This window comes from Delftia sp. UME58, from assembly GCF_014170385.1.
In the GTDB taxonomy this organism is placed as follows: Bacteria; Pseudomonadota; Gammaproteobacteria; order Burkholderiales; family Burkholderiaceae_C; genus Comamonas; species Comamonas acidovorans.
On record NZ_LZZV01000097.1, the window covers coordinates 130,218 to 141,819 of the forward strand.

Consider the following 11,602-nt stretch of genomic DNA (forward strand, 5'->3'; position numbering starts at 1 on the left):
CAAACGCCTTCTGCAATGCATGCGGATCAGTACCCTGATCCGCATGCATCTTCACGGCTTGCGGGAATTATTCACGGCAAACCAGTTCAGGCCTCGGAACTCTCCCAACCAGTTCAGCGAGGGGTTTTTACGCAATCCCTGGGCATGCTGAGCCAGGACAGCCACCCTGTCGGCTCCTGATTTTGCGAAATTGAAATTCAATGGGTGTATATGAACGTGCACCTGGTCTATTGTCGGCGAAAAGACATAGTATCCATCGCTTTCCTGCACGTCAGAATCAACATAAAACCCCAAATGTTGATATCTGTTGACGACAGACCATTTATCCGATGGCAGGCCCATCTCCTCCCAGAACCTCTCATGGGGATAATAAAAAACGCCGTTAGCAATAGGTACCCCGGCAGCAGCCAATGTCAGCGCGCCAATTCCATCACCATTGAGCAGCAAAGTGCGCAGCCTTTTTTCTGGCTGCTGGCCATTCGTGACATAGGACAAATTACCCTGAGCAAGCTCAATATCTCTAGGTGCCTTAGAAAATGGATTGAAGGCAAAGGTTGTGAGCAAATGCACAATAGTCAGTAGCCATACCCCTTCAGCCACTCTTCCTCTCAACATCCACCAGCAGATGACAGCGCCAGAACCAGCCATCGCGACAGTATAAACAATGCTGCCCCCTGGCATTATATTTCTCGGCGTATATGACATCGCCATTGCTATAAGAATGGCGCTCGCCAAGGCCACTGCTCCAGGGATGGCCCAATTCCCGATCACCTTCAGTCTTTTTGTTTTTTGCTCACCATCCAACACATACCCACCAGCCATCATAGCCATTGCCATAATTCCAGCCAGCCCAATACCTACGTCCATGCGCACCGTCGGCATATTCCCCCACAAGGAATATTTAGCCAACCACACAGGAAAACCGATGAAACAATAGATCCAGTAAATAAAGACGAAGGCAGCCGCAGCGACAATCATCCAAGACCTCTGTGCAGAACTCCGGAAATTTCTTAAGAAAAAGGCTATTAACAATAAAGGCAACAGGAAAAATGAGCTAGCTGATGACGGATCTGTTTTGGGACCGGGCATGCTAAGTACCGTTTCCACGTTGGTGTAGCCTCTCAGATGCCACCACCACTGCAAGTCCCCGCCCGGCATTGCACCTCTCTTGCCGGGGTATTCCGTAGCCTGCATCAACGCGACTGCCTCATGCGTATCAAGCCACCAGCTACCGACAATAACAACCACCACGCACAAGGAAGCGGCACAGCCCGCCCACTGCGCCATTGACCAACGCAGCTGGGCACGCTGATCCACGCACCAGCCAATGCCAGCCAGCAACAGAATACTTCCAATGACAATAACCCAGGTGGGATAAAGCACAAGGAACCAACCACTTACAGCCCACCCCAGAGCGAGGCCGAGCAGCACTGCCTTCCAAACGCTAGCGACTGTCAATAACCTGCAGGCAACCACGAAGGCGATAGCAGGGAACATCGTTGCATACAGCGGCCAATTGGACCATGCAGCCGCATACGGTGCCACACAAAAAGACAATGCCAACCCAAAGTTCAGCCCTCGCTGATTTTTTCGAATCAAATTCAACATCAGCCATACGGAAAGCAATCCTCCCCAAAAAGGAAGTTGCCACTGCCAGCTCATGGCTTGCCGCAAGGGCAAAAAGAAATAGCCCCAGGTCGCAGGACGAGCCAGGGCCGCCAACTGGTAGATTGGCACACCTGTCATGCCAATTACCCCCATATTTTGACCGTTCAGGCCTATATTGGTATTTACGACAGGGAATTTTGGCTCGTGATGGATTTGTGCCAATACATTTGGCATCAATACTCCCCACTCATCCCCACGGATGGGGCGCAAACTGAACAATCTCTCATTGCTACCTTTTGAATCCAAGATGCTTGCTCCATGCGGACTCTGCAACAACAAGCCCACTGAGCTCCCCGTAATTCCAGCACCGACCAAAAGGGTGAAAGAACCGATAATCAGAATATATACGCCCCGCCCTCTGAAGCTTGAAATACCCCTCCTCAAGCCCCGCAAACTCTGCAGTTTCTTAGCTCCAAGCAATGCTACCGCGCAAAGCAAAATACCCAACGTCCACCAATGTCGTGGTCGTATGCTTTCAATAACGATAACTGGTGGCCCTGAAAAAGCACTCTGCAAGGCGGCCTTGTCCCCATCCGCTTGGTAGATAGCCTCCAGGACTACTGGATGCACGCCAGCGGGCAGGACTTTCGACAAAGAAACTTCCCAGGAAAATCCAACGCCTGTCTGGCCTCCCATCGCAGGGTTGGTGGCAGACACATCCTCTCTTTCAATCCATTTGGCATTATTATTTTCAAATTTCTCGCCGGATACGGATAGCCTGAGCAAAGGAGGATTTAATCCTTTCTCCCCTGCAAGCACCCACCCAGAGACAGTCAGTTGGCGGCTATCTGGCTCATAACTCCAATGTTCCAATGCTCCATATATCTTAGGATGCGAATTATCTGCAGCCTTCCCGATCCACGGGAAAGAGACGCAAAGCAGCAGAAAAATCAATCGGAAAACCATCATTGACATACCACACCCGGCAACTCGATCATTCGCAGAAAATTTTGCATTTTTTTGATTGAGAAACAACAGATTCATAAAACCTGAGATCCTACTCGGCAGGACTGCCCTTTACGGCAAACCAGTGAAACCTCCTGGATGCCCCGAGCCAAATCAAAGAGGAATTCAAATTTAGCCCACCGGCCTCATCTGCGAGGACAACGACCCGGTCGGCGCCTGTCTTATTGAAATCAAAGTCTTTTGGATTCACCAATACCCTAATGTAGTCCACTGCAGGCGCCGAAACTGTATATCCCTCCCCCACATTTACCGTCTCATCCACATAGAACCCGAGATGTTGATAGCGATTGACAATCGGCCACTTTGATTCCGGGAGCCCCATTTTCTCCCAGAACTCCTTATGCGGGTAATAAAGAACCCCATTTACCACCGGATAGCCCATACCTGCCAGCATCAAGGGCCCCACGCCATCCCCATTCAGAGCCAATGTCCGCAAGCGTTTATTTTCATCATGAGGATCTTTCAAAAACTGAAGATTTCCATCCGCAAGAATCACATCTTTAGGCGCCTTCGTCACCGGATTAAAAGCCAACGTTGCCAACAAATTGACGATAACCAACATGGCCACGCCTGCCGTCATTCGCCTCCTCATAATCCACCAGCAGATCGCTGCTCCGGAAAGCGTCATGGCCAGCGTATATACCCAGCTTCCACTTGGCGTAAAATCCTTGGGGATTCTCATCAAGGTCCATGCAATCAATCCCGCACTTGAAATTGCCACCAACCCAGGAATCAGCCACTTTTGGAAAATGGAAACACTTTTACCATTACCGTCTTTATCTACCGTCGCCACGGCCCCACCGGCAACCAGAGCCATCAACACAGAAAAAGCCAACCCCATTCCCAAATCGATACGGGCAGTCGGCATATTGCCCCAAAGCGAATACTTGGCCAGCCATATTGGGAAACCTGAAAAACTGAAAATCCAGTAGCAAACCATGAATGCTGCGCATGCCGCCACAGACCAGCGATATTTTGTGGATCGCATCAGATGCACAGCACACAACGCGACCATAAGTATTGGCAATATGAAGTATGAACTGATTTCTGATTGATTTGTCTCAGGGCCTGGAGAGCGGACAACAGTGTCTGCATTGGAATACCCTCGGAGATGCCACCACCATGCAAGATCCCCGCCTGGCATTGAGCCACGCTTGCCAGGATATTCCGTTGCCTGCATGAGTGCCACGGCATCACGAGTATCCAACCACCAGCTACCAAGAAGCGCCGACGCAACTGCCAGCGCAGCAAAAATACCTAACAGCTGCGCCCAGCCCCAGCGCAGCTCACTGCGCTGATCAAAACCCCAGCCCACAGCAAGAAGCAGTAGAAAACTACCGCCAATGATGATCCAGGGCGGATACAAAACCAATGCCCAGCAAGCAAGCAGCCAACCAAGTATCGCACCCATAAGAGCCGTCTTCCATGGGCTCTCAATTTTCATTATCTTGAATGACAGTACAAAGGCCAATGCAGGAAACATTGCTGCATACAATGGCCAGTTTGACCAAGCCGCGGCATACGGCGCCACGCAGAATGCAAATGCCAACCCGAAGTTCAATCCTTTTCTGTCAGGACGCAGGAGATTTAGCAGAAACCATATGGACAGCAACCCTCCCCAGAATGGCATTTGCCATTGCCAACTCAATGCCTGGCGCATGGGGAGAAAGAAATAGCCCCAGGTTGCGGGCCGAGCCAACGCAGCCCATTGCTTGACAGGTGCACCCGTCATGCCGATGACACCCATATTCTGTCCGTTGGGACCAATATTCGAGTTCACCACAGGAAATGGTGGTTCGTGGTGGATTTGAGCCAGCACATTAGGCATCAGCACACTCCACTCATCCGCACGTATGGAGCGCAGGCTGAACAGCTTGGCATCGCTGCCTTTGGCATCCAGCATGCTCTGGCCGTAAGGGCTATGAATCAAGAGGCCGATTGAACTGCCCGTAACCCCTATGGCCACCAATGCGGCCCATAATCCAGCGATGACCAGATAGGCCCGCCGCTCTTGCAGCCACTTCCCAAGCCGCTGCCCGCGCGATGGTTTGCTGAACTGAATGCAGGCAAGAGCCACAAGCACTATGCCGAGAACCCACCAGTGGCGACCTCGCACCTTCTCCACAACGATCATCGGTGTAGAGGCTGACAATAGCGCTGCTGGTTTTTCATCACCATATATGGCATCCAGTTTGATGGGATATACACCGCCAGGAAGGTCTTTCGACAGACTGACCGTCCAGCTGAATCCCAGGCCAATCTGCCCACCCGTGAGGGGGTTGTCGAAAGAAACGTCAGGCCGTTTTTCCCATGGAATTTCCTGGGCCTGGAATTGCGACTCCGCAACAGCCAGCTTTATGGTAGGGGGTGATTTACCATCCTTGCCACCCAGCACCCACCCACGAAGCGTCAACTCTCCCGTTCCCTTGTTGTAGGACCAGTGTTCCAGCACACCAGGCAGCGTGGCCTTTGCTTCTTGTGCATGGACAAACCAGGGGGCTACTAGTAGCAGCCATATCAAAAGCAATCGTTTCATGGAGGTTAGGTAATTTTCGGCCATCGATCTTCGCAGACTTTGCACATTGATCTGCACAAAAATTCGGCGCCATTGTAAGAACAGGCCTACACCGCAGGAGGAGACCCCAAAACACAAACTGACAATGATGAACGACTGCCCGGTAGATCGCACGGAATAGCGATGCATACCCGGAGCATCTTCGAGGTCGGGTGAACAGCTGCCACGCCGCTTGCGGCTTGCCAGGCCGCAGATCCAACGGCGATCCCCGGGTCTGCATTACAGTCTCCTTTTTGCTCGAGACCTGCGGCATCAAGCAGGCGAAGTCCACGAGTCATCCCGGAACAGATCTTCCCCCTCTGAACATGACCCCCCTCCTCACCAGCATCACCATCCTGTGCGTTCTGGGCATCTCGCTAGGCCAGATGCTCTTCAAGAAGGCTGCCCTGTCCATGCCTGAGGCTGCAAACTGGCAGCACTGGGTCTTCAACGGCTGGCTCATCACAGCCCTCGCCCTCTATGGAATCACCACGTTGGTATGGATATGGGTGCTGCGCCACGCCCCCCTCCACCTGGCCTATCCGTTCATGGGCTTGGCCTTCCTGATCGTTCCCTGTCTGGGCTGGCTTTTCTTAGGCGAGCCTATCCGCATGACCACCCTCATCGGCGGTGCGCTGATACTGGCGGGAATCACAATTACCGCTCATGCACCCTGAGATCCCGTAAATAGATGGCACCGACTCCGTGGGGACCATTCAATCTCCAGTCGTTCCATCAGATACCTCGAATTCACAAATATCCGCTCCGCATTGAGCAAAAAAATGAGAGCAAACAAAACGTTTTCTGCATTCTTTTTTACACTGGCACTGGTCTATGGTGGCTGGCTCCTGATATTTTGGCCCGGAATTCTGGGAGAAGACAGCATTGCCATTTTAAAGCATGTGATGGCTCCGGAGATACATCACTCAGGAAAGCCCGCTTTCTGGTTTTATTTCATCCAACTTCTCTACGAGAAGATGCAACTGGTTGAAATACCCATACTGCTCATGCTCTTCATAAGCACGCTGATTCAGGCACGAATTCTTTCCTGGTGCTGGAATCAGGGACTGCATAAAACGGCCGGTTTTCTTCTTGTTTTCGTCAGTCTTGCTCCGCATCTGGTATTTTTTTCCAGCTCCTTGTACCCTGACGGAATTTATTCCATTGCAGTCATCGGATTGCTTTTCGAGATTTGGCTTGGCGCGAAAAACAGAAGACTCTCGGGCTTTGCCTTGCTCATGATCTTCATTACCCTGCCTTTTGCTTCATTTGCACGGCCCAATGGAATTATATTTCTAGCTCCAGCAGTCTTCTTGCTCTTTCTGCTTGATCGCAGAAGTCGCAACCTCCTGGTCGCCATCCTAGTGACATGGTGCGGCCTGATGATTGCGGGAACAAATGCACGCTTCTTTTATAGCCACGGGAGCATTTTCCCACTGGCAATCCATGAAACGATCAACTTCCTTCAGCCCAGGGCCATGGACTTGGCGCGAGACAAGCCAAGAATATCTCCAGAAACGATGGAGGCACTTGCGAAGCACCGACCGTTGGAAGTATATATCAAGAATTATGATCCAGATTACTGGGACACCTTGACGTTCAAGGCTGATGGTCCGCAGGTGATGAAAATGGAAAAGGCAGAGCGCAGGATCATCATCAAGGAATTCTTCCGCTACAACCTATGGCAGAATTTCCCCAAGTTCCTTGGCAGCCGCCTCAATATCTTCATGACAAGTGCATTAGCAGATGGAGGCTTTCCCAGCCTTACCTACGCGAAACACGTACTACAAATCACTGGCTCTCAGTCGACTTACCGGAAGTTCCAGCTACACACATCGGAAAATTTTGCCACAGAGATATTCAATTTCAGTTACCAGCATCGCTGGATTCTTTGGACACCTTTTCTTGGAATTGCACTTCTTTTCTGGGCGGTAAGGGTGGGTCTGCAGGAAAAGGACAAAGCGCTTCTTCTTGTCGCAATACCAATGCTGGCACAACTGGGCGGTATATTCACATTCTCGATTGCCAGTGAATATCGCTATCTCTTGCCATTTTTCCTACTTCCGCTGATTCTGCTACCTATCTTTTTGAGCCGAAGAGCCATGCCCGGGCAGAATAACCCGCAGAGACAATCGACACCCGAGCAACTAGGCTATCCTCGCGCGTCGGCCGAGGCCGGAGTTCCATGACTGAAGACGCACTCACGAGACACCCCATGCGCATTGCCGTCGCCATCCCCTGCTACAAGGTCATCCAGCATGTGCTCGGTGTCATCAACGCCATCGGCCCCGAGGTCGAGGCCATTTATGCCGTGGACGACGCCTGCCCTGCTGGCAGCGGACGCTTCATCGAAGAGCACAACACTGACCCACGCGTGCGCGTGCTCTACAACCCCGAGAACCGAGGCGTGGGCGGTGCCATCGTCACGGCCTACAAGGCGGCGATTGCCGACGGCATGGACATCGTGGTGAAGATCGACGGCGACGGACAGATGGACCCCTCGCTGCTGCCGCTGTTCGTGCGCCCCCTTCTGCGCCACCAGGCCGACTACACCAAGGGCAACCGCTTCTACCGGCCCGAGTCGGTACAGGACATGCCGCCGGTACGCCTGTTCGGCAATGCCGTGCTGTCCTTCATGACCAAGCTCAGCTGCGGCTACTGGAACGTGATGGACCCCACCAACGGCTACACCGCCGTGCGCACCTGCGTGCTGGCCGAGCTGCCGCTGGACAAGCTGGAAAGCCGGTATTTCTTCGAGACCGACATGCTGTTCCGCCTGAACACCGTGCGCGCCGTCGTCAAGGATGTGCCCATGGATTCGGTCTATGCCGATGAGGAGTCCAACCTCAGGATCGGCAAGGTGCTGCCTGAGTTTCTGCGCAAGCATGCCTCGCGCCTGTGGCGGCGCTATGTCTACAACTACCTGGTGCGCGACTTCAACGTGGGAACGCTCTATAGCCTGAGCGGTACGTTGCTTGTGCTGCTGGGCACCCTCTTCGGACTCTGGCGCTGGATCGTCAGCAGCAGCAGCAGTCATCCCGCCACCAGCGGGACTGTCATGCTGGCGGCGCTGCCCGTCATCATCGGCATTCAGTGCCTGATCGCCTTTCTGCACTACGACGTGAGCAGCGTGCCCACCGAGCCGGTCAGCCTGTCTCTCGAAGACGAGGCGGTCGCCTGATCACTCCAAACCTTGTTGCTGCAATCAGCCCCCGCAAGCCCACCCATGCCCCAAGTGTCTCGCCACCCCCTCCGTTCACAAGCAGCCGCGCTGATCGCGACAGGCTTCGCGCTGGCTTCGCTGGCTGCCAGCGCGCAGGCGCCCGCTGCCGTACCGCGCAGCCAGCCCCTGGTCATCGCGCCCACCGTGGAGGGCATGCTCCTGTGCGATGAAGCCGTTGCCGACACCAGGATCAAGTCCATGGACGAGGCCTATGCCTTCTGCCAGCAGCGCAAGCTGGACGGCTCCGCTGCCGTCAACCGCCTGCTGGACACGCTGGAGCCAGGAGGCCCCAAGGGCAATGTGCAGATCGGCTACACCGCCACCCTGCAACTGCTGGGGCTGTACCAGCGCACGGCCAAGGGCTGGGAAATCGACGAAGCCAAGGTGGACAGCTTCCTGAACGTCATCCGCAAGGTGCAGCGTCCGGTCGTGCTCTATTTCTCGGCAGACCATTTCGACTCGGTCGGCCCCATTGCCGCCGAACTGGCCAAGGACCCCGTCAACCTGATGCAACTGAAAGACGGCAAGCCCCTGGAACTGGGCTATTTCGGCTACCGCATCCTGCCCTACACGCTCTCGACGGATGCTTCGGTTCCCGTCAACCACTACCGCTTCAAGGCCCTCGAGCACATGGCCAGGAAGATCCGGGAACTGCCCAAGCCTGTGCAGGACCGCATCATTGCCTACACGTTGCCGGGCGAGCTGCACCACATGTTTCCGGACTTCGAGAACGGCATGGGTGCCTATCAGGACATCCGTGTCACCGACTACAGCCCGGGCTCGGTCGCAGGCTTTCGCCAATGGCTTCGCACCAAGTACAAGGACATTGCCCAGTTCAAGGCCCAGACCGGACTGGACTACACATCGTTCGATGCCATTCCTGCACCGTCCAAGGACATCCGCAAGGAGAAGCTCAACGGTTTCGGCGAACACTACGATGCCTTCGCCGACGGCACGCTTCCCGTCGCCGGCTGGCTCTGGGATCCTGAGAAAGCCATCGAGCGGCTGGAACTGTACGTGGACGGCAAGCTGGTCGGCCCCATGGCCAGCGGCCTCAACCGCCTGGATGTCTACCGCGCGGTAGACAACATCACCAGTCCCAATACGGGCTTCCGGCACAACCTCGACTTCAGCCAGATGTCCGCGGGCAAGCATGTGGTGCAGGTCGTGGCCGAATCGGGGGGCAGGAAGTACCAGCTGGCCAACATCGACTTCAACATCGTGCCGCGCGACCAGGGCAAGGTCGTCAACAACATGGGGCCCAAACGCCTGGGCTGGCTGCCGCCCATTGCCATGCTGCGGCTCAAGGGGGTGCGTTCCTGGCTGGACATGCCTGGCTCCGGTAAGGACGTCTACTACAACCCCTTGGCCCACGACTGGAACCACTACCGCGAATCGCAGGTGTATGCACAGCTTGCGGTGTTCCACGAGCGCGCCATTGCAGCCGGCCTGCCCGCCGCCAAGCTCTACTCCCACCAGATCATTCCCGATGTGAACCCCTCGTGGAATCCGCAGCTGTTCGCCTCCACCCAGACCCTGGACGGCAAGGCCCCCTGGCAACAGGGACTGAACATGTACGGCGGTGCCACCAACAGCGACTGGCTGCGCGGCTTCATGAAGCAGCACCAGATCGGCAGCGGCTACGGCGCGCCCGAGTTCAATCCGCAGCAATGGAAACTCGACGGGACACATCTTGCGGCACTCAAGGCCCACTACGATGCGGGCGCCAGCTTCATCAGCCCCTACTACTTCTCGGTGATCAACCAGCGCTTCAAGGGCGCAGCCGAACACGGCGTCAACCGCATGGAACTGGCCCCCGACAACCCCAAGGACGGCTCCGACAAGTTCTACAAGGCCATCGTCGAATTCGCCAGGCAGTAGGATGGAGCCCTTGCGTGCACGGCCCGTGCGCGCAAACGCTGCCCTTTTACAAGCCGCCCCGGGCGGCTTTTTGCATTTTGACGACCGTGCCTACCACTCTCCAGCCGCTGTCCCTCTGGACACCTCCCGCATCGCCGCTCGGCATCCTCACCGACATCGACGACACCCTGACCACCGAGGGCGTGGTGCCGGGCCATGTGGTTGATGCCATCGCCCGGCTCAAGCAGTCCGGCCTGCGCGTGGTACCGATCACGGGCAGGCCCGTGGGCTGGAGCGAGCCCTTTGCCCAGGCCTGGCCCGTGGATGCCATCGTCGCCGAGAACGGCGCCGTGGCACTGCGGCGCAATGCGCAGGGCGGGCTGGACAAGCTCTACCAGCAGGACGAGGCCACACGCGCCGCCAACTACGCGCGCATGCAGCAGGTGCTGGCCGAGATAGAGGCCACCGTGCCCGGGGCGCTGCGCGCCACCGACTCGGCGGGCCGCGAATGCGACATTGCCGTGGACCACAGCGAATTCACCCAGATGCCCCAGCAGGACATTGACCGCTGCGTGGCCATCATGAAGGCGGCGGGCATGAACGCCACCGTCAGCTCCATCCACATCAACGGCTGGTTTGGCGCGCACAACAAGCTCGAAGGCGCGCGCTGGATCCTGCGCACACTGTTCGACATCGACCTTGACGCCACGCTGGACCGCTGGATCTACATCGGCGACTCCACCAACGACCAGCTGATGTTCGAGCACATGCCCCACAGCCTGGGCGTGGCCAACATCGCGCGCTTCGTGCCCCAGCTCAAGCACTTGCCTCGCCATGTCACCCAGGCCGAGCGTGGAGACGGCTTTGCCGAAATGGCGCAGTACCTGCTGACCCAGCGCCCCTGATTCTCGGGGCCGAGGACCGGCGCAGTCCTTGCAGGCCCTCGCCCTCGCCCCTCCCATCAGCCCATCCTGATCTGCGAGACCCGCGCCCCCCGCAGACAGCACCGCCCTCAGCACAGCCAACCGCCCGGCGCAGGCGGGCTGTGCACCCTCCGCTCCCTCCATTTGCTCCCTCCATTCGGCAGAGCAGCTCTAGGACTATTCCTAGATCAAGGTTCAATTATCAGAATGCGCCCTATTTCATATAGCGGCGCTGCACACCTAGAATCCACCACATACCCAAAGAACAGGCGTTTGTTTCGCCTTTTTCTTTGAAAAATCCTCTCCTGCATTCCATCCGCGCCATTGGGCACTGGTGTCTTTGAACAATTCAACTTCAAACATGCCAGAGAAAAAAACTCGCCCCCTCTCCAACACCTCGCTCCACCC

7 protein-coding genes are annotated in these 11,602 nt (G+C 55.7%); 5 read left to right on the plus strand and 2 right to left on the minus strand.

All coding sequences use genetic code 11. The annotated features are described in order from the left end of the window. Positions 1-51 precede the first annotated feature (51 nt). Positions 52-2,652 carry a hypothetical protein gene (locus A9976_RS24490; protein WP_183021153.1) on the minus strand — a complete coding sequence of 867 codons (2,601 nt, stop codon included), beginning with the start codon at positions 2,650-2,652 and terminating at the stop codon, positions 52-54. 13 nt (positions 2,653-2,665) lie between these two features. Beyond that, a complete protein-coding gene (locus A9976_RS24495) occupies positions 2,666-5,338 on the minus strand; it encodes a hypothetical protein (RefSeq protein WP_259649289.1) in 2,673 nt (890 codons plus the stop codon). A 176-nt stretch (positions 5,339-5,514) separates the two neighbouring features. On the opposite strand from A9976_RS24495, the gene A9976_RS24500 reads away from it, so the two are divergent. The 5 genes from A9976_RS24500 (at position 5,515) to A9976_RS24520 (ending at position 11,176) form a co-directional block, all read left to right on the plus strand. Continuing rightward, positions 5,515-5,865: an EamA family transporter gene (locus A9976_RS24500; RefSeq protein WP_183021154.1), complete on the plus strand. Its 351-nt coding sequence runs from the start codon at positions 5,515-5,517 to the stop codon at positions 5,863-5,865. A 105-nt stretch (positions 5,866-5,970) separates the two neighbouring features. Beyond that, complete coding sequence (locus tag A9976_RS24505; RefSeq protein ID WP_183021155.1) at positions 5,971-7,377, plus strand: hypothetical protein; 1,407 nt, start codon at positions 5,971-5,973, stop codon at positions 7,375-7,377. A 26-nt stretch (positions 7,378-7,403) separates the two neighbouring features. Then, entirely contained in the window at positions 7,404-8,369 is a 966-nt protein-coding gene (locus A9976_RS24510; protein WP_183021156.1) for a glycosyltransferase family 2 protein, read from the plus strand. Positions 8,370-8,414: 45 nt separating this feature from the next. Then, positions 8,415-10,292, plus strand: a complete 1,878-nt coding sequence (locus A9976_RS24515; RefSeq protein ID WP_183021157.1) for a hypothetical protein — start codon at positions 8,415-8,417, stop codon at positions 10,290-10,292. An 86-nt stretch (positions 10,293-10,378) separates the two neighbouring features. Then, the gene (locus A9976_RS24520) at positions 10,379-11,176 is read left to right on the plus strand and encodes an HAD-IIB family hydrolase (protein ID WP_183021158.1); all 798 of its coding nucleotides are present in this window, start codon (positions 10,379-10,381) and stop codon (positions 11,174-11,176) included. Positions 11,177-11,602 lie beyond the last annotated feature (426 nt).

Bases quoted from the DNA above. Each gene is read 5' to 3' on its own strand.
- A9976_RS24490 (WP_183021153.1), bottom strand. From the start codon at position 2,652: ATGAATCTGTTGTTTCTCAATCAAAAAAATGCAAAATTTTCTGCGAAT.
- A9976_RS24515 (WP_183021157.1), top strand. From the start codon at position 8,415: ATGCCCCAAGTGTCTCGCCACCCCCTCCGTTCACAAGCAGCCGCGCTG.
- A9976_RS24500 (WP_183021154.1), top strand. From the start codon at position 5,515: ATGACCCCCCTCCTCACCAGCATCACCATCCTGTGCGTTCTGGGCATC.
- A9976_RS24510 (WP_183021156.1), top strand. From the start codon at position 7,404: ATGCGCATTGCCGTCGCCATCCCCTGCTACAAGGTCATCCAGCATGTG.
- A9976_RS24495 (WP_259649289.1), bottom strand. From the start codon at position 5,338: ATGCATCGCTATTCCGTGCGATCTACCGGGCAGTCGTTCATCATTGTC.
- A9976_RS24505 (WP_183021155.1), top strand. From the start codon at position 5,971: ATGAGAGCAAACAAAACGTTTTCTGCATTCTTTTTTACACTGGCACTG.